The sequence below is a fragment of the Bartonella sp. HY406 genome (genome assembly GCF_025449315.1).
Classification (GTDB): Bacteria; Pseudomonadota; Alphaproteobacteria; order Rhizobiales; family Rhizobiaceae; genus HY038.
Map to the genome: position 1 here is coordinate 3006543 of NZ_CP104893.1, position 22578 is coordinate 3029120.

The 22578-nt window shown below is 40.4% G+C and carries 16 protein-coding genes; 9 read left to right on the forward strand and 7 right to left on the reverse strand.

Features of this window, described 5'->3' with window-relative positions; translation table 11 throughout:
* The first annotated feature begins 16 nt into the window (after window positions 1-16).
* The 9 genes from N6B01_RS12670 to N6B01_RS12710 all read left to right on the forward strand — a co-directional run bounded on the left by N6B01_RS12670 (window position 17) and on the right by N6B01_RS12710 (window position 10644).
* Window positions 17-472, forward strand: a complete 456-nt coding sequence (locus N6B01_RS12670; RefSeq protein WP_262079076.1) for a hypothetical protein — start codon at window positions 17-19, stop codon at window positions 470-472.
* Window positions 473-1272: 800 nt separating this feature from the next.
* Window positions 1273-1647 (forward strand): hypothetical protein, encoded by a 375-nt coding sequence (locus tag N6B01_RS12675; protein WP_262079077.1) that lies wholly within the window; start codon window positions 1273-1275, stop codon window positions 1645-1647.
* A gap of 400 nt (window positions 1648-2047) precedes the next feature.
* The gene (locus N6B01_RS12680; protein ID WP_262079078.1) at window positions 2048-3880 is read left to right on the forward strand and encodes an SLC13 family permease; all 1833 of its coding nucleotides are present in this window, start codon (window positions 2048-2050) and stop codon (window positions 3878-3880) included.
* 39 nt (window positions 3881-3919) lie between these two features.
* The gene (locus N6B01_RS12685) at window positions 3920-4363 is read left to right on the forward strand and encodes a DUF2247 family protein (RefSeq protein ID WP_262079079.1); all 444 of its coding nucleotides are present in this window, start codon (window positions 3920-3922) and stop codon (window positions 4361-4363) included.
* A gap of 320 nt (window positions 4364-4683) precedes the next feature.
* Window positions 4684-5673 carry a cobaltochelatase subunit CobS gene (gene cobS, locus N6B01_RS12690; protein ID WP_262079080.1) on the forward strand — a complete coding sequence of 330 codons (990 nt, stop codon included), beginning with the start codon at window positions 4684-4686 and terminating at the stop codon, window positions 5671-5673.
* A 93-nt stretch (window positions 5674-5766) separates the two neighbouring features.
* Complete coding sequence (cobT, locus tag N6B01_RS12695) at window positions 5767-7650, forward strand: cobaltochelatase subunit CobT (RefSeq protein ID WP_262079081.1); 1884 nt, start codon at window positions 5767-5769, stop codon at window positions 7648-7650.
* Window positions 7651-8274, forward strand: a complete 624-nt coding sequence (locus N6B01_RS12700; RefSeq protein ID WP_262079082.1) for a hypothetical protein — start codon at window positions 7651-7653, stop codon at window positions 8272-8274.
* A 483-nt stretch (window positions 8275-8757) separates the two neighbouring features.
* Entirely contained in the window at window positions 8758-9693 is a 936-nt protein-coding gene (locus N6B01_RS12705) for a hypothetical protein (protein WP_262079083.1), read from the forward strand.
* Between the two features lie 18 nt (window positions 9694-9711).
* Window positions 9712-10644 carry an ankyrin repeat domain-containing protein gene (locus tag N6B01_RS12710; RefSeq protein ID WP_262079084.1) on the forward strand — a complete coding sequence of 311 codons (933 nt, stop codon included), beginning with the start codon at window positions 9712-9714 and terminating at the stop codon, window positions 10642-10644.
* Window positions 10645-10733: 89 nt separating this feature from the next.
* Here N6B01_RS12710 and N6B01_RS12715 read toward each other — a convergent pair whose 3' ends face one another.
* From N6B01_RS12715 to polA, 7 genes are all read right to left on the reverse strand, one after another.
* Window positions 10734-11615 (reverse strand): ParB/RepB/Spo0J family partition protein, encoded by an 882-nt coding sequence (locus N6B01_RS12715; RefSeq protein ID WP_262079085.1) that lies wholly within the window; start codon window positions 11613-11615, stop codon window positions 10734-10736.
* A gap of 110 nt (window positions 11616-11725) precedes the next feature.
* Window positions 11726-12529, reverse strand: a complete 804-nt coding sequence (locus N6B01_RS12720; protein WP_182418113.1) for a ParA family protein — start codon at window positions 12527-12529, stop codon at window positions 11726-11728.
* Between the two features lies 1 nt (window position 12530).
* Window positions 12531-13175 (reverse strand): 16S rRNA (guanine(527)-N(7))-methyltransferase RsmG, encoded by a 645-nt coding sequence (rsmG, locus tag N6B01_RS12725; protein ID WP_410007215.1) that lies wholly within the window; start codon window positions 13173-13175, stop codon window positions 12531-12533.
* Window positions 13175-15046, reverse strand: a complete 1872-nt coding sequence (mnmG, locus tag N6B01_RS12730) for a tRNA uridine-5-carboxymethylaminomethyl(34) synthesis enzyme MnmG (protein WP_262079086.1) — start codon at window positions 15044-15046, stop codon at window positions 13175-13177. The genes rsmG and mnmG overlap by 1 nt, the downstream gene beginning before the upstream one ends.
* A 562-nt stretch (window positions 15047-15608) precedes the next feature.
* Complete coding sequence (gene mnmE, locus N6B01_RS12735; RefSeq protein WP_262079087.1) at window positions 15609-16916, reverse strand: tRNA uridine-5-carboxymethylaminomethyl(34) synthesis GTPase MnmE; 1308 nt, start codon at window positions 16914-16916, stop codon at window positions 15609-15611.
* A gap of 231 nt (window positions 16917-17147) precedes the next feature.
* On the reverse strand, window positions 17148-18413 hold the full coding sequence (gene rho, locus N6B01_RS12740) for a transcription termination factor Rho (RefSeq protein WP_182418116.1): 1266 nt from the start codon (window positions 18411-18413) through the stop codon (window positions 17148-17150).
* A 1143-nt stretch (window positions 18414-19556) separates the two neighbouring features.
* Complete coding sequence (gene polA / locus N6B01_RS12745) at window positions 19557-22526, reverse strand: DNA polymerase I (protein WP_262079088.1); 2970 nt, start codon at window positions 22524-22526, stop codon at window positions 19557-19559.
* Between the last annotated feature and the right edge of the window lie 52 nt (window positions 22527-22578).

The window sequence follows — 22578 nt, forward strand, 5'->3', positions numbered from 1 at the left end:
TTCAATTGGAAATTATATGGCAACGCTCATTATTAAACGCAACTCAAGTATTAATCTAGCGGCGAGCCGTTTTAACATCTATCTTGATGATAAAGCTGTTGGAAAAATTGGCAATGGTAAAACGGTGGAGCTAGAAGTTGCCGATGGTGATTATGCGTTAAAAATTGGCTTAAATCCTAAATCGAACTGTAGCAATAGCATGGCAATAACCTTAAAAAGTGATGAGACACGATCCTTTGAAGTGGGCTATCCTAAGGGCATTTTTGCAAAACAGATGCTTAGTTTGCTCTTCCTAATGTTGATTATCTTGCCTGGGGCCATAAGTTTTACCATGCCGCATAAGCCAGCCGGCGCAGGAATTGTGTCAGCGCTAATCGCTATTGTTGGGGTGATTGGCTATTTCTGGATGCAAAAGAAGCAAAAGGGCATTAAACAAAAATCAGGACTACACCTTAATGAAATGGTTCCTTAATGATCTAAGGTTTAGGTAAGAATTTATCTGCTACATAATTTTTCATCGCTCGATATATAGCAGGTAGCACAAAATCAGCCGTGAGCTTCAATGGCGTATTATTTAAAAGCAGAAAATATTTTATTGATTTCTATTACTATATTTGAGCAACATTATAATTGAACATAAAAACATCAAATATTATATTAATAACTATTTTTCATAATAATAGGTGAATATTTTTTTAGAAAGAAAAAATCAATGTATTATGCTTTAAATATTTTGTTTTTTCCTTTTATCTTTTTGATAAATATTCCTACTCTATTATTATTTCCTGATGAATTCCTGACCATAAATAAATATCAATTTTTCTATTTTTTCATTGGTAATATTGTTAGTTTTTATTTTTATTATAAAAGATATAAAATAATACAAAATCGCATAGGTGATTTTGGTGAATTTACTGGATTAATAGATGGTTTATCATTCATTTTAAGTATCTTTTTAGTCGCAATTTTAAGTTATATTCTTCTAAATCTATTTATCAACGGTAAAACACTTGATGGCTATTATGCGTTCCTTTTTGTTTGGTCAATAATAGGCGGACTATTAGGGTTAATATTATTGTTTATTTTCTATATATGGGCTTTCATACCTGTGTTTAGAAAAAATCCGCTTTTAAGAATTATAATATCAATTATCATAGTCGTTTCATTCGGGATATATCTCTTCATAAATTAAGTTGCTTCAAGCATCTTAATTTGCAGTCAATATAATCGGTTTTGGTTGACTTAATTATTGGAATTATCAAGGAGATAAGGATGAGGTTTGGCATTTTTGTCATTATGTCGGTATTGGTTAACTTGGTTTTGTTGCAAAATTCGCAGTCAAAAGAAAGTATCGACTATGTTATTCATTCCCATACTATCCATACGTGCCAAACCACCAAAGACGGCAGCATTCAAATAAAAAATAGCACTATAGCTATTAGGTTTTTATTGGAAAGCATAAGAAGCGAAACAGCGGTTGATTGCGCTTGTACTTCGGCACTGCTTAAAGTGTCGATAAAAAACGCAGTCAATGACGAACTCATTGCGATGCGGATTATTACAAATGAAACAAAATATAATACGATAGAAATTAAAGATCGAGGATATAAGCGCCTCCAGCTAAATATATCCTGTCATATTAATTAAATATATATTGGATAGGGCAATTTGCTGTTTGTTTGTGTTTAGCTATTGTGGGGTAAAATGCAATTTTTACGAATTTCAGTTTTTTACTATATTTTATAAATGAGAGATTTTGCTTCTCAGCTATGGGCAGAACCTTGGCAAGACTTTAAAATCTTATTTAAAGTAAGCGGCGAGTTGATGGATTTAAATGAAATAAAACGTTAAAACACTTATAAAATATTTAACAATTACCGGTTGAACTATGTTTATAATCTCATTGGCAGTATAAAAATTGATCCTATCAATTTATTATTAAATATTTTGAAATATAAAATTAAGCTATATATCTAAGATGGCACAAAATTTATTTTGGCTTCATTTTTAAAAGGTACTTTTGTCCAACAACATCAAGGCTGAGATTATGAGCCAAGATTTAAGCATTGTTCTTATTTTACTGGCTCTTGCAGTTGTTATGTTTGCGCTTAATAAGCCACGCATGGATGCTGTTGCGCTTATTATGATTTGCGCCTTGCCATTAAGTGGCATTTTAACCGTCAACGAGGCACTATCAGGCTTTTCAGATTCCGCCGTTATTCTTATTGCCTTGCTTTTTGTGGTTGGTGAAGCATTAGCGCGCACGGGCATAGTGCAATATATTGGCGATTGGCTGCTGAAGAAATCAAACTCCAATGAAAATCAACTGCTAATATTTTTAATGGTGGCTGTGGCAGGTGTTGGCGCTTTTATGAGCTCAACCGGTGTTGTTGCCATTTTTATTCCGGTTGTTTTGCGTATTGCTAAACAAACCCATATAGCCGCTGGCCGCTTAATGATGCCGCTAAGCTATGCAGCTTTATTAAGCGGTATGCTTACCCTTGTTGCCACACCACCTAATCTTGTCGTTCAAAGCGAACTTGTTCGCCATAACCTTCCAACGTTCAGTTTCTTTTCTTTTACGCCTTTTGGCTTGCCGCTTTTAATCCTTGCCATTTTATATATGTTTGTTATCCGTAAATTTTTAGGAACAGAGCAAAAGCCAAAATCAACCTATCAACGCCCGCATATTGCTGATTGGGTTGAGGAGTATCAGCTTTATCAACGTGAAGCACGTATAAAAATTTTAAAAAACTCGCCACTTATTCGTAAAACATTGGAAGAGCTCGATTTACGCCAAGCCAATGGTGTTAATATTTTGGCAATTGAACGCACCTCCGGTCTTACCAAAAAACTTGTTACACCGCGCCCAGATACGCTTTTATTACAAGATGATATTTTGCTGCTTGATGTGGTCAATATGCCGGAAAGTGAAACGGTAGCCAGTCTTTGTGGTGCCTATAAGCTTGAACAAATGCGTCTTGCTAGTGGTTATTTTGCCGATAGTACCCAACAACTTGGCATGGCGCAAATTATGATACCAGCAAGCTCAGCTTTAATTAATGAAACTGCAGCCAGCGTTAAATTTAGAAAGCGTTTTGATCTTTCCATTGTTGGCATGAAACGCGCCAACAAAGCTGTAAGTGATAGTGTTGCCGATATGCCGTTTAAAATGGGCGATATTTTATTAGTTATCGGACCATGGCGCAATATTCGCCGCCTTGCGAATTACGGCAATGATATTGTTGTTTTGGATTTACCCGAAGAAATTGATGACGCAACCCCTGCCCCTACCCGCGCACCCTATGCGCTTATCGGTCTTGGTGTGATGATTGTTTTAATGGTTAGCGGTATTATTCCCAATGTATTGGCAGCTTTGCTGGTTTGTCTATTTTTAGGTTTAACACGATGTATTGATTTTGACGCCGCCTATCGCTCTATTCACTGGCAAAGTCTTGTTTTAATTGCAGGCATGTTGCCATTTTCTTTGGCTTTACAAAAAACTGGCGGTATTACTTTAGCGACCGATTTTGTGCTTTCGCTTGCCGGGCAAAGCGAGCCAAGGGTGTTACTAGCAAGCTTATTTATTGTTACAGCCGTATTGGGGCTGTTTATATCGAATACAGCAACCGCCGTTCTTATGGCACCTGTTGCGATTAGCCTTGCACAGCAAATGGGTGTGTCGCCCTTGCCCTTCGCCATGACAGTTGCTCTTGCTGCTTCCACCGCCTTTATGACGCCCGTATCATCACCGGTAAATGCATTGGTGCAAGGTCCGGGTAATTTCCGCTTTATTGACTTTGTAAAATTTGGCGTGCCTTTTTCATTATTAACAATGTTGCTAACCCTTATCCTTGTGCCAATATTATTGCCATTTTAGCCAAAATTTTAGCTCTATGCAAAAAGACAAGAGTAAACCATGCATTGGACGATAAGCCGCAAAGACCTATACGATATTGATGATAGCCTTGATTTGGGTGCCCTTTATTTTGGATTACAAAACGGCTTTATTGGGGTTAAAGACCTAAGGGCTTATATTATTGAAAGCCTTGATGAAAAAAGTGAAAATATACTTTACGATCTCATAGCGGAAGATCATGATTTTAATTTTGTTGCTAGTCTCAAAAAGCTAATACCCAATTATAATGAACTACTAGCAAAAAAATGTTGGATATATATTTTTCTAAAATACTTATTGAAATATGAGACGATGTTTGATGATCCTTATCAAGAAATAGAACGCTTTTCCGCCAATTTAGATTATCCGCAAATATTAAGTCCGCTCATCCGCTATACGCCATTGCCAGAAGGTGCGATTGGCGGCATTGAAGAAATATTGGCAAAACCTTATCTGCGAGCTTGAAGATCAAAGCTTTAACCTGACGCGCATATAGTGACAAAATGGGTTTAAACCAACAACACTCAAAATTGTAACAAATCCGGCATTTTCTGCGTTGTGTTTATGTCTTGCTCTGATATAACCAATTCATCGGTATAGCAGCCTATCAACAGAATATGATGGGGCTTTCGCTTTGTTTTCTTAAATTTTTTCTTGAAACAAAGCATTTTAAAAGGCAAATTATTGCAATATTTTTGCAGATGAAACTAAATATAGTTTTAAAAAACACTATATTTATCATAAAGCGGAAAAATAATTTTTCGCCCAAGGAGGCATTAAAGAGAATGAAAGAGGATAATCAATCGACCATGCACTTGCCTGACATTACTGTGTCTGCCCGTGATGTATTCGGCATTGATACAGATATGCAAGTGCCAGCATTTTCACAAGGCAATGATTATGTGCCACAGAGTGATCCTGATTATCTTTTCGATCGCCAAACAACTCTTGCCATTCTAGCCGGTTTTGCCTTTAATCGCCGTGTTATGGTTTCTGGCTATCACGGTACTGGTAAATCCACCCATATTGAGCAAGTTGCTGCCCGCCTTAACTGGCCCTGCGTGCGTATCAATCTAGATAGCCATGTCAGCCGTATTGACCTTGTTGGTAAGGATGCCATTGTTGTTAAAGATGGCAAACAAATAACCGAGTTTAAAGATGGCATCTTACCTTGGGCATACCAGCATAATGTTGCCTTGGTTTTTGATGAATATGATGCAGGTCGCCCTGATGTGATGTTTGTTATCCAACGTGTGCTTGAATCCTCTGGTCGCTTGACCTTGCTTGATCAAAGCCGCGTCATTGCCCCTCATCCAGCATTTCGACTTTTTGCAACGGCAAATACTGTTGGGCTTGGCGATACAACCGGTCTTTATCACGGTACACAGCAAATCAACCAGGCGCAAATGGATCGTTGGTCAATCGTCACCACCTTGAATTATTTGCCCCATGATAATGAAGTGGCAATTGTTCTTGCAAAGGCGAAATATTTCAAAACCCAAGCCGATGGCCGCGATATTATCAGCCGCATGGTGCGCGTTGCTGATCTTACCCGCCAAGCCTTTATTAATGGCGATTTATCAACAGTGATGAGCCCAAGAACGGTTATTACTTGGGCAGAAAACGCTGAAATTTTCAAAGATATTGGTTTTGCTTTCCGCCTTACCTTCTTAAATAAATGTGATGAACTTGAACGCTCAATTGTTGCAGAGTTCTATCAACGTGCCTTTGGCGAAGATCTTCCAGACTCGATCGTCAATACCGTTTTTGCATAAAACAGTGACAGGCAAAGGGGCTTGTTAAATCAAGCTCCTTAAGATTTTTAGCTTTATAAGCCTTTGTTTAAGAATAGAGAAAAGCGCAGAACCATGGCAGCACAACCGGGAGATAATAGCCGCGACAATAGGACAAAACCTGTTGATAGTGAGCCATTCAAGCGTGCGATTAACGCAACAATGCGTGCTGTTGCCGCCGACCGTGAACTTAATGTGACCTTCACCAATGATCGCCCTTCATTAAGTGGCGACACTGCGCGGCTGCCAGATTTATCCCGCCGACCAACACTGCGTGATATTGCCGTTACACGTGGCCTTGGTGACTCTATGTCCTTGCGCAAAGCTTGGCATAATGCTTCCATTCATGCAAAATTAGCCCCTGAAGGTAATGATGCTCGCGCGATTTATGACGCGGTTGAACAAGCCCGTATTGAATCCATCGGCGCGCGAATGATGGATGGTATGGCAGATAATCTTGATGCTATGCTTGGCGAGCGTTATGCGCGGGCTAATTACAAAGATATTGAATCCCAAGATGATGCGCCGCTAGCTGAAGCGCTTTCTTTGATGGTGCGTGAAAAATTAACTGGTCGCAAAGCCCCTGTTGAAGCTGGCTCATTGGTTGATCTATGGCGCGACTGGGTGGAAGCGCGTGCCGGTAAGAACCTTGAAAATTTAACCGATAAGCTCAACGATCAAAATGCTTTTGCGCGTGCTATCCGTGATATGCTAACCGCAATGGAGCTTGGTGAAGAATTACGCGATGATCCAAATCCTGACGAAAATGGCGATGAGGAAGATCAAAGCCAATCAGACGAAGATCAGGAGGGCGAAGCCGATAATCCTGAAAATGCGGAAAGTGGTGAAAGCGAAAATGCCGAACAAGGCTCGGAAGAGACCGAAGACGGCGAAATGGAAGCTGCTGATTATTCTGATGAACAAGCATCGGAAACTGAAGATCTTGATTCTGAAATGCAACCAGGTGAAACAAGGCGTCCACAAAATGCTTTGGCTGATCTTGAGCATTTGGGCGATTATAAGGTTTTCACGCGCGAATTTGATGAAACGGTGGAAGCCAATGAGCTTTGCGATGAGGAAGAGCTTGATAAGTTACGCGCCCATTTAGACAAGCAATTGGCCAATTTGCAAGGGGTCGTTGGCAGACTTGCCAACCGCTTGCAACGGCGCTTAATGGCCGCACAAAACCGTTCATGGGATTTTGATCTCGAAGAAGGTTATCTTGATACAGCACGCTTGACCCGCTTGGTTATTGATCCTGCCCAACCGCTTTCTTTCAAGCGTGAGCGTGATACAGAGTTTCGCGATACGGTTGTTACCCTGCTCTTGGATAATTCTGGTTCCATGCGCGGTCGTCCAATTACAGTTGCTGCAACCTGTACGGATATTCTTGCTCGCACCTTAGAGCGGTGCGGCGTGAAAGTTGAAATATTGGGCTTTACCACCAAAGCATGGCGTGGCGGCCAGTCACGCGAAGCATGGTTACAACGCGGCAAGCCAGCAAATCCGGGTCGCTTAAATGATTTGCGCCACATCATCTATAAAAGCGCTGATACACCTTGGCGCCGTGCAAGGCGCAATCTCGGCTTGATGATGCGTGAAGGTTTGCTCAAAGAAAATATTGATGGTGAAGCACTTGTTTGGGCGCATCAACGTTTATTGGCACGCAGTGAACATAGACGCATTTTAATGATGATTTCTGATGGTGCACCTGTTGACGATTCAACCCTTTCGGTTAATCCGGGTAATTTTTTAGAAAAACATTTGCGCGGTGTGATTGAAGAGATTGAAACACGCTCGCCTATCGAGCTTATCGCCATTGGTATCGGTCATGATGTGACGCGTTACTATCGCCGCGCTGTTACTATTGTTGATGCAGAAGAGCTTGCTGGTGCAATTACCGAGCAATTAGCAGCATTATTTGATGAAAATAGTGGTTTGAAAAAAGGTAAGCGATAAATGGCAATGGATCCTTACGAATTTGTACCAAAGCAAAGCGTAGGTCTTTTCAGGCTTGGGTCATCGCGCAAAGAAAATGAAGGTTTGAGCAATATCTATGGCGATATTACCTTTGAAAATGACGTGAGTGATAATGTAGATGCATTTAATATGGCGAATAACCTGTTAGCCACTACAGGTCTTGAGATTGAAGGGTTAGATGAAATTCAATCTCATTATTTAGCACAATCACAGAAAAAACAAATGCCTATGCATCAAATTGAATATGAAAGCGGCATTGATCTTTTATATATTGATGAAAAATTATTTGAGATATCTGCCTATTCTCATTTTGACCAACTCCATTTCAATAATCATCTTGTTTTTATAAAAGAACCTAAAGCCATAGTCAAACAGCTTTGCGCTTTTGTTGATGAATTACCTTTGGTTCATGAAGTAGATATATATTTTCCCAATAATCATATCACCCTATGGCAATTTACAAATGGACAATTTGCCAATGGAAAGCTAAGCTGGACCAATAAAGGCTCCCAAAGCATTGATGAGAAGAGCTTTACACTCTACGCTGGTCCGCGCAATAATGATCAGGATTATCAACAATACGGAATTTACAACCCAATTTAGCACCAAGTTGAAGCTTAAGCCTTTTGAAGAATTATATTTTGTATATTTAGTCAATATAATAACTTCCACATTCGAAAATATTGACTAAATCGCCGCTTCTGCATTATTTTAAAATTGCTGTCTTTATAAAAGCATTAAATTTCGTTAGCTTTATAGCGAAAATATGGCTCAAATTCCTCATCACCGATATCTATCGGAAACTTACCAACCATAGAGCTCTTCCAAAAACAACAGTATATTCACAACCACTACTAAACTTTAATGAGCCTAAGCCAATATGAGGTTCAATTATAAAATTTCTATTGAAATGCTCAACTCCTCCAAGCCCACCTTGACCTCAAATTATTGGGAATATGATAATGAATATTGAGATAAGATAAAACATGATTTTTTTTAAATTAAAGTTAAAAAAAAGATAATATGCGTATAGTATTTATTTAATATCAATTATTTCTCATTAATATATAAAATTTAAGGTATATTATGCCAAAAAATACATCAGGTTTAAAAGTATTTTTAACATCATTGATTATTATTCTTCTAATAGTATTATTAGAAGCTATTCCGCTAATATTTGTATTTTCTTATTTCGGTTCGTCCAATGTCTTTCAACAATTGGTGCAAATAATAGCGCCTCCCGTGATAGCGGCAACGATTATTTCTGGTTTAGCTGCTTTTTCCTTTCGAAATTTTCAGAAGATTAAGATATCTTATGTGATCGCTGGTTATATTATCCAATGGGCTATTATTTTAGCCTTTTCCCTCGCTGCTCCTTTGCACTTTACCGCTTCGCTACCACCGATGAATTTGGACATTGTTGTAACCCCTATGAGATTCTTTATGAAGCATCAAAATGCTATGTTGGAAGCCACGATTGCGGTGATTATCGTTTTAAAATGGCTGTTTGATAAAAATTTCAAAACAAATTTCATCATAGATAAACAGAAGGCGAATCCGATCTATTACGTGCAATTTTTCTTTCTTTTTATTTTTATCATTGCCATGTTTTCGGTTGGTCAGCAAATGCTATCAAAAATGGAGTTTACTAATACACCATATCAGCCTAGTCAGGGTACAATTATTCTTGAAATTATTAAATCATCAACCAGAGTGCCAATCATATTTCTCGGCTTAGTAGTTGTCTTCATCTTACATTATAGGCATCAATTGTCTTTTAAAAATTTTGCATATTTAACTGCACTGGTTAATTGCTGCAGCATAATTCCACTTTATATTTTTATCTTTTATACCAATCGGAATTTAGCCATTGATTCACATTTAATCATATATGCTATCATATATATTAGTATTCTATTAGTAAGTTCAATTGCTGTTACCATATCGACTCAGTTACTTTACTTTTGGATCGCATGCAATATTTCAAGTAGATTCAAGCCGCAGGCTAGTTACTTAAGCTAAACTACAGGATTAGTGAAATTGGCAGCCAACTTTAAAACATTAAAAATCACATTGGTCGTAGCCTCAAGTCTTTTAACCATTATCGGTCTAGTGATAAAATGTGATTTTGGACAAGAAAGACCTCATCAAATTGCTTTTGACTATGATAAGCAGTCAACACCGCGATCAGATCGCCTCTTTCGTGATTATGGTGAGCCTGTCTATCATTTGGCGCAAAAAATAGAACGTGAACAAGCAATTAACCAAAGTGATCTGGCAGCGCTTCCACCCAACGGATTAAATCAACGTTATGGAGATGAAACCACATTGCTTTTTCATGCCATGACACAACATAACGTTCAAGCCATTGACTTACTTATCGGTAATGGCGCTGATTATACCATGGCGAAAAGACCGCTATTAAATAGTGAACCGGAATTTATTAGCGCTTTGGACTCATTTGGCGGCAATGACGAAGCTGCAGATCGTATATACCGAACCAAACTTATTGAAATTTACTTAAAACATGGTGGCGATCCTAACTTTAGATTTAGACAGGCTAATGATAGACCATTGGTGATGATGGTTGCCCTTGCGCAGAATTATGATGGTGTTCACATTTTAGTGGAAGCTGGTGCGAATATCTGGGCTCGTAATGATAGAGGCATAAATCTCGTTGGGCAGTTAGGTCTATCAATAACTGGTTACGAAGAATTATCTAAACTCATTGACGAAGGATATTTAGACAATATTCAAATGAATGATATTGTCGACGCAATGGCTTATATTTCAGCATATAAACAGCGCGGTGATGAACAAAGTAAAAATAGGCAAATACTGGCGATGAAGATATTAAAGCGCTATCCACAATATGAGGCAGACGAAAATACACAAGACATATTTGGTGGACCAATCCCTTGGGAGCAGATCAATAACCTATCAAAACCAAAAAATCAGCAAACGAATAAGTGAACGCACATAGCAATTATGCTATTAAGTGGAAAGTTAAAGCCCGGCAGATAACTTATCTGCCGGGCCTAAAATTATTAAATCATTGAAAATTAAGCAATTTGTGCGCCTAATCGCTGGCAAAGATCATCGAGCTGCTCAAGCGTTTTATAAGAAATACGGATATCTCCACCTTTCTTATTATATTTAATATCAACCTTAAGTCCAAGGCAATCACCAATACGCCGCTCTAATGCCTTGGTGTCAGCATCTTTTTCAACCGGTATTTTAGCTGGCTTTTCTTCTTCTGGGCCATTTGCTGCCAATGCCTCCGCTTGACGCACTGATAAGCCTTCAGCAATAATTTTTTGTGCAAGGCTCAATGGATCAGATGCAGTAATAAGGCAACGTGCATGCCCAGCTGAAAGTAACCCATCATTAACCATTTGTTGCACTTCAGGTGGCAATTTTAAAAGCCGCAAAGTATTGGCAACATGGCTGCGGCTTTTACCAATCACTTGGGCAAGATCGGCTTGAGTATAATCATGTTCGTCAATCAGTTGCTGATAACCCAGAGCTTCTTCCACTGGATTAAGGTCACTACGCTGAACATTTTCAATAATAGCAAGCTCTAAAGCAGTGCGGTCATCAACATCACGGACAATAACCGGCACACGTACAAGGCCAGCACGCTGCGCTGCACGCCAGCGTCGTTCACCGGCAATCAATTCAAAATAATCGCCGCCTAATGGACGCACAACAAGCGGCTGCACAATACCATGCTCCCGAATAGATTGCGCGAGATCATCTAACTCGGCTTCAACAAATGTTCGGCGGGGATTACGGGGATTGCGCGATACCAATTCAATTGGCACCTGCTTTTCTGATGCAATCTGTGTAACCACTACGTCGGGCGAAGCCTGCGGGGCTTCAATATCGCCAATTAGCGCAGCAAGCCCACGCCCTAATCTTTTTTTTGATTTATCTTCACTCATATTAATTCCGTTTTCCGCAAGCTTTTCTAAACTTAGAAAATAGATCGCCCAATAATGATAATAACACTAAATGGCAAAACCAATGTTCCATAAATTATAAATCACGCGATTTATGCATTTTCGTAACGCAAACGCCGTTCTCGTTGAATAACTTCTGACGCCAATTGCAAATAGGCTTGGCTACCCGCACATTTCAAATCATATAGTAGCGCCGGCTTACCAAAGCTTGGTGCTTCAGATACGCGCACATTACGAGGAATGACAGTACGATATACCTTTTCACCCATAAAAGAACGTACATCATCCACCACTTGATTAGCAAGATTATTACGCCCATCATACATGGTAAGGACAATACCTTGTATGGTAAGATGCGGATTAAGGCTTGAACGCACTTGCTTAATTGTTTCTAACAACTGGCTTAAACCTTCCAATGCCAAAAACTCACATTGCAGTGGTACAAGAACAGAATCCGAAGCACCCATGGCATTTAGAGTTAAAAGATTGAAAGATGGTGGGCAATCAATAAGAATGTAAGAAAACTTATGTTTAACTCTTGGGTCATCACGTAAAGCCAAACGCAAACGATGAGAACGGTCCGCGCGCGCCGCTATTTCCATTTCAACACCTAGCAAATCAAGGGTCGATGGCACGATGGAAAGGTTTGGAACATCGGTAGCAAGCGCAGCATCAACGACTGAAACACCCTCAATCACCACATCATAGGATGATAGACGGCGGTTATTACGGTCAATACCAAGTCCGGTACTCGCATTTCCTTGTGGATCGATATCCAATACTAAGACTTTTTCGCCTATAGCAGCCAAAGCAGTAGCAAGGTTAATCGCTGTGGTTGTTTTACCAACGCCACCCTTTTGGTTAGCTATTGCAATAATACGTACCTGATCACTCATGTTACGCTTCCTTTGTTAACGGAAAAAGATTGGAGATTTTCAAAATAACCGAATCTTTATCGATCACACTTTGGAAAACCTCAACATCGAAAGACCATAAAAGCTGTGCTTCCAAGATCTCATCCTTATAATTTTTACCCTTTTGAAAAAGAGCATAAGTACTCGGTTTAGCAAGCCAGTTTTGACATAGACCAAATAATTCGGTCAGCGAAGCTAAAGCGCGCGCCGAAATAATATCTGGTGCTTGTTGAACTAAGCTACTATTTTCAATGCGATCATTATATACTTTGGCAGGCAGATCGAGATGCGCAATTGCGGTATTTAAAAATGCGCATTTTTTACTATTACTCTCGATAAGGCAGATTTCGCCTTGCCCTTGCTGTTTCATCAATATTGCAAGAATGATGCCGGGAAAGCCGCCGCCAGATCCTATATCAAACCATTGATTGGCGCCAAGCCCATATTGATAAAGCTGAACACTATCAAGGATATGGCGCTGCCAAAGTTCACTAATTGCGTTATTTGCCACCAAATTTATTTTGGCTTGCCATTTCAAAACCAGCTCTTCAAAAGCGATTAAATTATCAAATGTTTCACGTGAAACATCTGGCAATATCGCTTTCAATTGATCAAATTTATCTACCATTATGCTACATCCTTTTGGCTGCGGCGTTGCCTTTGGATATGGGTAATAATTAAAGATAAAGCAGCAGGGGTTATACCATCAATACGCTGCGCTTCGGCAATTGTACGTGGTGCCCGAGCCGCGATCTTAATCTTCAGCTCATTTGATAGGCCAGATATCGAATTGAGATCAAGATCCTCAGGAATATAAAGCTTTTCATCGCGACGCAGTGCAGCCATGTCTTGCTCTTGACGTTCCATATAAACAGCATATTGAGCTTCTATCTCCATCAACTCAATTGTTTTAGCATCTACGCCATTAAGTTCTGGCCAAATACTAGTAAGGCTAGCAATGGAAATATCATTATAAGACAAAAGATCATAGGCGGTGCGCCGTTGCCCATCACGATTAATCTGTAAGCCATGTTGGGCGGCTTCATTGGGCGTAAGGTTGACGGATTTTAGTAGAGCGCGCAAGGCATCCAATTTGCCTTCGCGTTCCTGATAGGCGGCAATGCGCTCTGAACCGCAAAGACCCAAATCAATTGCTAATGGTGTCAAACGCGCATCGGCATTATCAGCACGCAAAGACAAGCGGAATTCAGCCCGCGATGTAAACATTCGATAAGGCTCACTGACGCCGCGCGACACAAGATCATCGATCATCACACCAATATATGAATCGCTGCGCTGCATAATGATTGGCTCTTGCCCTGCTGCAAAACGCGCTGCATTTAACCCGGCAATCAAGCCTTGTGCGCCGGCCTCTTCATATCCAGTAGTCCCATTGATTTGGCCTGCAAGATATAGGCCAGTCACTGCTTTTAATTGTAAGGAACGATGGAGTTGACGAGGATCAACAAAATCATATTCAATTGCATAACCCGGCTGCAAAATGCGAACATTTTGCAAACCATCAATCGAATGAATGAGCTCATCTTGCGCGTCTTCAGGTAGCGAGGTTGAAATACCATTAGGATAGACTGTATTATCATCTAAACCCTCAGGCTCTAAGAAGATTTGATGACCATCGCGATCGCCGAATTTTACAATTTTATCCTCAATAGATGGGCAGTAGCGCGGGCCAATCCCCTCAATAGCACCGGAATACATTGCAGAGCGATGAATATTTTCACGGATAATAGCATGGGTGCGTTCATTAGTGCGCGTAATAGCACAATCAATTTGCGGGGTCGTAATGCTATCGGTAAGGCTAGAAAATGGTACTAGAACATCATCTGGCGACTGCTTATCCAATCGATCCCATTCAATTGTTTCACGATCCAAACGCGCCGGCGTTCCGGTTTTTAAGCGACTAAGGACAATGCCATGCTCGTTCAAGCGCTCTGCCAACTTAACAGCTGGTGCTTCACCCATACGCCCAGCAGGCCAATTTTTATCGCCAATATGGATTAGTCCACGTAAAAAGGTTCCCGTTGTTAATACCACTGATGGTGCATTGAGTTGCAGCCCATCTGCAAGCACCACACCTTTAACAACTCCGTTGACAATTGAGATGTCAACTGCTTCGCCTGCTACCACCGTAAGATTTTGTTGGTTTGCAATAAGATCTTGCACGGCCAACCGATATAGTTTTCTGTCGGCTTGGGTACGGGGACCGCGAACTGCCGGCCCCTTACGCCGATTTAATAGACGGAACTGAATACCACCACGATCCGCAGCACGCGCCATAATGCCATCTAACGCATCGATCTCACGAACCAAATGGCCTTTACCCAAACCACCAATGGCTGGATTACATGACATAACACCGATTGTTTCAAATGAAAATGTTACTAAAGCGGTTTTAGCACCAAGCCGTGCCGAGGCTGCTGCTGCTTCAGTACCGGCATGCCCTCCACCAATAACAATAACATCATAATTCATTGACATAATATTTCACCTTGACCAATTCATCGCGTGGCCTCGCGTCGGTCGAATTTTACATTCTGCATTGCATAAAAAGATAGGACAGCAGTTGAAGATAAACCAAATGACACATCATAGTGTTTCAGAAATGCCATTGTTTTATCAGATATCTGATTTAGTCTTTACCGCATAATATAGTGAATGCAAAGATACTTCTCAAGATTTGCGTTGAAATGCTGTCATTTACTGCAAAATAGCGGTGGAAATCTTTTTCCATCAAGCGAATTTAGTAATTTAATTTGCATAAAAAATTTTGTTTCACGTGAAACAAATAGCGCAATGGCTTCCAACATATTTAAATGTTTCACGTGAAACATCACAAAATAAGTTTGGTTAATAGGTTATTAATATAGCGATAAACCTAACCGCAGGCGGTGGAAGCTTAGCTATAATGTTGCTGCGACTAAGATCACGTCAGGAGAATAGCCATATTAGCTGATATCTAGGAGCAGTACAACGCTCGCGATGATCGCCTTAGCGAAGCAACCATTCCATCACTTATCCATTATGACACGAACATTGACCTTTATTTGCCAATGCAAAATTCTGAAAAAATGACATCTAAGAGATCTTCAACATCAACATCGCCAGTAATTCGCCCAATTGCATTAGCCGCTAAACGCAAATGCTCAGCGCGTAACTCTAGGTCAATATCGTGTTTTTCTAGCGAACATTCTAGTTCTTGCATACCGCTAGCCAAAAGGCTAACTTGCCTTTTTCGTGCCGGCACTAGCTTACTTACATCGCCGGCCCGCGCACTGCAAAACGCTTCGAGTCGATCAATAAATTCTTGCCAATTCTCACCGGTTGCGGCTGAAATTTGTAGGGGCCAACGCTCATCCTCCCCTTGCCCATAATCCAGCTTATTGCCAATATGCCAAATATTGGCCTCTGTCTTTGGCAAATCAATCGGCGTTGGATTTTGCATATCTTCGAGCATAAGAACAAGATCCGCAGTTAGGATGTGTTCTTCAGCAATTTCAATGCCAGCCTTTTCAATGTGATTATCGGTCTTACGCAGGCCAGCCGTGTCGGTAATTAAAACAGGCACTCCTGAAATCACAAGGCGTACTTCCAACGCATCTCTTGTGGTGCCAGCCTCATTAGTAACAATAGCAACTTTACGCCCAGCTAAACGATTAATCAAACTTGATTTGCCGGCATTAGGAGCACCTGCAATAACAATGCGTAAACCATCGCGCATAATATTTGCGCGTTTGCCATCCTCAATATGTTGTTCTATAGACTGCTTTAATGCACTCACTCTTTGCCAAACTTCATCAGATACTGAACCTGGAACATCACTCTCATCGGCAAAATCAAGTTCTGCCTCGATCATGGCGCGGCAAAATATCAATTCCTTTCGCCAATTGCGATAAAGCTCTGCCAACGCACCGCTTGCACCCATAAGTGCCAATTTGCGTTGGCTTTCAGTTTCCGCTTCAATAAGATCGGCTAAGCCTTCTGCTTCAGTTAGATCTAACTTGCCTTCAGCAAAAGCACGGCGGGCAAACTCCCCTGCTTCTGCTTGACGACAATTGGGGAACGCACCAAGTACATCCAATAGTTTTTGTACCACTGCACGTCCACCATGGATATGGAGTTCTGCACAATCTTCACCTGTGAAGCTTTGCGGCCCTTTAAAGAACACCACCAATCCATTATCAATAATATCACCACACCCATCTTTTAGTGTACGATAATGCATAACACGCGGTTTTAATATGCCTTCACAAAGCGCTGATAAAATTGCGCTCGTTTCAGTACCCGAAATCCTAATCACCGCTACACCAGAAGGTAAGGCACCACTTGATAGCGCGAAAATCGTTTCCATATTAAACCTCAATAATGACTTCTTGCACAAAACATATGTGTCAATGTTTATTCAAACTAATTATTATAGTTAAATTTATGCTCACATATTACAAGCATCTAATTTCAAAAACTAACCCTGTTTTATAAATCAAATTTCTAAATAGATTATACAAGGTGAACCATATATTCAACAAAAATGCCGACCCAAAGGTCGGCATTATAAAGTTTAGAAATGATAGTAATTTAAAAATTACGTATTCATTGAATCAAAAAATTCGTCGTTATTCTTGGTTTGCTTCAACTTATCAATCAAGAATTCGATAGCATCGGTAGTGCCCATTGATGAAAGAATACGGCGCAGAACGAAGATTTTTTGAAGGTCTTGACGGGTTACAAGCAAGTCTTCTTTACGAGTACCAGATTTGAGAATATCCATAGCGGGGAAGATACGCTTATCAGCAACCTTACGATCAAGCACGATTTCTGAGTTGCCGGTACCTTTAAATTCTTCAAAGATAACTTCATCCATACGGCTACCAGTATCAATAAGCGCCGTTGCAATAATGGTGAGCGAGCCACCTTCTTCAATATTACGCGCTGCACCAAAGAAGCGCTTTGGCCGTTGCAATGCGTTTGCATCCACACCACCGGTCAAAACCTTACCTGATGAAGGAATAACCGTATTATAAGCGCGGCCAAGACGCGTAATCGAGTCAAGAAGAATAACCACATCGCGACCATGTTCAACCAAGCGCTTGGCCTTTTCAATGACCATTTCAGCAACTTGAACGTGACGTGTTGCTGGTTCGTCAAAAGTTGAAGATACAACTTCACCCTTAACCGAGCGCTGCATATCCGTCACTTCTTCTGGACGCTCATCAATCAATAAAACGATGAGATAGCATTCAGGATGGTTTTCGGTAATAGCATGGGCAATATTTTGTAGAAGAACGGTTTTACCAGTACGCGGAGGCGCAACGATAAGACCGCGCTGCCCCTTACCCAAAGGTGCAACAAGATCGATTACCCGTGGCGACATATCCTTTTGAGTTGGATTATCGGTTTCCATCCGTAAACGCTCATTTGGATAAAGCGGCGTTAAATTATCAAAATGGGTCTTGTGACGGATTTTGTCAGGATCTTCAAAATTAATTAGATTAATTTTAAGAAGGGCAAAATAACGCTCACCTTCTTTAGGGCCACGAATTGGTCCTTCAACCGTATCGCCTGTTTTTAAAGAAAAACGACGAATTTGCGATGGTGAAAGATAAATATCGTCCGGGCCTGGTAAATAATTGGCATCAGCTGAACGCAAGAAACCAAAACCATCTTGCAATACTTCAACAACACCTTCACCAATAATTTCAACATCTTGTAGAGCCAATTTTTTCAAAATTGCAAACATCAATTCTTGTTTGCGCATTGCATTGGCGTTTTCAACCTCAAGCGTTTCGGCGAGTGCAAGCAACTCCACCGGTGTTTTGCTCTTCAGTTCTTGAAGCTTCATTTCTTGCATAAAAATCTCATATAATAATAATGGAAAAACTTGTCGCCAACATGTCGCTAGAGATAGCAGATTAAATGATGATGGAAGACAAAAAGGAGGGATGGATGTTATATAGGGGAAAAAGCCTAAAAAAGCAAGGAGAATTATTAACGCCTCCAAATATTAGCCGTCACAAAAAGTAACGCTATAAAATGTAAAATTTACACTGAAGGCTTAAGACCTATGACAATCTCAAGCCTATAGCATTTTTAAAAGTCCCAAATATTAACGCCACCAATGCCCTGAAATTGGTCGTGCAAAATTAGCAAGTACGGCAATCATACAAATTTCAATAGAAACCGCCCGATAAATATGGCCTAAAATTTCACTCCAAAGCTCATACTAGTTTAAATTCCATAACCAACCAACACAACCACCGGCGTATACAGAATTTCTAAAGCCAAGCAACGCAATAAAGAAACCATGCATGACAAAAGTAATAATACCGTATAATGTGCCGTACCATAAGCGTATTGTAGGCCATTAAATTGACCAAACAACAAAGGCAAAACTAAATAACCAATGATAAAGGGTTACTACGCCAAGCACGCTATTACCTTGATAGATGTAATCTAGAGAGTGCTAATCTACCTCTAGCCAAGTAAGTCAATCATCATTATGAACACATGGAGGTGAGACTTCACCAAGCAAGTGCGGTGGCATGTTAACCTCAGATCCCCATTTGACGAGTGAACTCATAAAACCGCCAATAAGGGTGGTCGATATAATAAATTTTGTATATAACCGTTTTTCTGACAAGATAATTACCTTACTTCAACATTTAACTATGCAAAGAGGAACCGTTTTGCATGATTAATGCATTTCACTGAATTAATCAGAACATTTGTGGGTTATAGGGACGAGAAATGCCCAGATTGGTAAAGATATCTCAATATTGAAAATTAATTCTAGCCTGCGCCTAATACCAAATATCGTCAATTCTTGGTGCTGTGAAAAGTTAGCGCAGCACCAATAGTCTCAATGTTAAGGACTTAATCAAGACTTTAAAATGAAACGCAAATATATTGACGAGCTTAAAATTGCGTTTAATCTATTAATAATTTTACCAATAAAAGCTATAAGCAACAGCGCTACAAAAACTTAACAATGAGATTAATGCGCTTCATCCCAGTTTTTAGCGGTACGAGCATCAACTTGCAATGGAACAGAAAGATTAACCGCAGGCATAGCGGCATTTTCCATTATATCTTTAACGACTTTAATCGTCTTATCGCTTTCATCAATAGGCAATTCGAAAATCAATTCGTCATGAACTTGCAATAACATTTTTGCACTTAAGTCATTATTGAACAATGCATCATCCATGCGGATCATCGCACGGCGGATAATATCAGCAGCAGCCCCTTGAATAGGCGCATTAATTGCAGCCCGCTCGTTAAATGCCCTAATTTGTGCCTTGGACGATTTAATCTCTGGAAAATGAGCACGGCGGCCAAAAATATCTTCGACATAACCATGATTGCGAACAAATTCCTTAGTATCTTCCATATAATTACGAATACCTGGAAAGCGCTCAAAATAAGTTTTAATATATTGCGAGGCTTCTTCTCGAGAAATGCCAAGCTGGTTTGCCAAGCCAAAAGCGGATATGCCGTAAATAATGCCAAAATTAATTGCTTTGGCGCGTCTTCTTGTTTCTGAAGGCATACCATCAATAGGCACCCCAAACATTTCACTTGCTGTCATGGCATGGATATCCAAACCATCGGCAAAAGCTTTTTTCAATTGGGGAATATCAGCAACATGGGCAAGAACACGCAGTTCAATCTGGCTATAATCAGCAGAAAGCAAAACATTGCCCTCCCCTGCAATAAACGCGGTTCTAATTTGCCGACCTTCTTTGGTACGGACCGGAATATTTTGCAAATTGGGTTCTGATGATGATAACCGCCCTGTTGAGGTTGCTGCCATTGCGTAATTTGTATGGACACGCCCCGTTTTTTTATTAATGAAATTGGGCAATGCGTCAGTATAGGTAGATTGCAATTTGCTTAATTGCCGCCATTCAACAATTTTGCTCGGTAATTCATGGCCCGATAAAGCCAATTCATCTAAAACTTGCACAGAAGTAGACCATTGACCGGTTTTTGTTTTCGCGCCGCCTGGTAAGCCCATTTTATCAAAAAGAATATCACCCAGTTGTTTAGGCGAACCAATATTGAATTTTTCACCAGCAAGCTTATAGATTTCGTCTTCAATTCCTGCAGCCTTTTGAGCAAATTCGCCAGAAAGCCGCGATAGAATTTGCCTATCAACCAATATGCCACGTTCTTCCATCTTGGCAAGAACGGTCACAAGCGGTTGTTCTAAACGCTGATAAACACGGGCAAGAGCATTTGCATCAACTTGCGGTTTTAAAACCTGCCAAAGGCGCAATGTAATATCGCTATCTTCGGCCGCATATTGGCTTGCTTTTTCAATATCAACTTCCGCAAAGGAAATAGCAGTTTTGCCACTACCAGTAACCTCTTTGTAGCTGATTGGTTTATGCCCTAGCCAACGCTCGGACAAAGCATCCATACCGTGAGAAAAAGTACCAGAATCAAGTACATAGGATAATAGCATTGTGTCATCAAAAGCGGTAATATTAATGCCATGTTGATGCATAACCAACCAGTCATATTTCATATTTTGCGCAATTTTTAAAACAGAGCTATCTTCAAGCACAGGTTTTAACAAAGCCAAAGCAATATTTTGGTCAAGCTGATTTTCAACCACACCACTATTTAAAAGATCTTTTTTGCCGCTAATATGGTTTAGCGGCACATAAGCAGATTTATTAGGCGCGAGCGCAATAGAAAACCCAACAAGCTCTGCCACCATTGGATCAAGAGCTGTTGTCTCGGTATCAAACGCCATAAAACCTTGATCTATTGCCTGATCTAACCATTGTTTCAAAATAGCTTCATCGCGAATTGTCGTATAATCTTCATAGATAATTTTTGATGAGGCTGCTTCAAGGCGTGTTTCTTCAGCCAACTGCGCGAAACTGAAAATGGGATCGCCATTCGCATTTATTGTTGTTTCAACTGGCATTTTAGCGATTGAGTCACCAAAAAGATCGCCCTGCCCTGCACTTTTACCGTCTGTTTCATCAACATCCAAATCAGGCCCATGCGCTTTACTGCCCCATTCAATATCAAGCGTTGCAGGACTTATGGCGCTTGCATCACAATTGGTGGCTTCGGCAACACGGCGGGTTAGCGTGTTAATCTCCAAGGCTTTTAAAAAAGCAATGAGTTTAGGACCATTTTCTGCCTCTAAAAACAAACCATCAAGATCAATATCAAGCGGAACAGTATCGCATAATTTTACCAATTCGCGCGATAAACGCGCTTGATTAGCAAATTCAATGATATTTTCACGGCGTTTTTTTTGCGGAATTTCATCAGCTTTTGCCAATAAATTATCAAGATCACCAAATTGTTCGATCAGTTGCGCCGCAGTCTTTGGCCCAATACCAGGAATACCGGGAACATTGTCGGTTGAATCGCCCATCATGGCCTGCAAATCAACCATTTTTTCAGGGCCAACACCCCATTTTTCAATAACCGCAGCCACGTCAATATGGCGATCTTTCATGCCATCATAAAGACCGACATGGTCATTAACCAGCTGCATCAAATCCTTATCTGAAGATACGATTGTAACTCGCGCACCTACGTCGCTGGCTTGTTTTGCATAAGTTGCGATAATATCATCGGCTTCAAAGCCTTCTTTTTCAATGCAAGGCAAATTAAATGCCTGGGTTGCTTGCCTAATTAACCCAAATTGTGGAATTAGCTCTTCAGGTGGCGCTGAACGATTAGCCTTATATTCTGGATAAATTTCCTTGCGAAAAGTTGCTGATGAATAATCAAAAATCACAGCAAAATGTGTTGGTGCATCGCCAACCGATGTTTCACGTGAGTCACGCACTAATTTCCATAGCATATTGCAAAAACCAGCAACTGCACCCACTGGCAAACCATCACTTTTACGCGTCAAAGGCGGCAGCGCATGAAATGCGCGAAATATATATCCCGACCCATCAACGAGAAAAAGATGGCTATTTTTATCCATTATGATATCCAAAAATAGTAATTACAACGCGCATTTTTAAAGCTTTAACGTC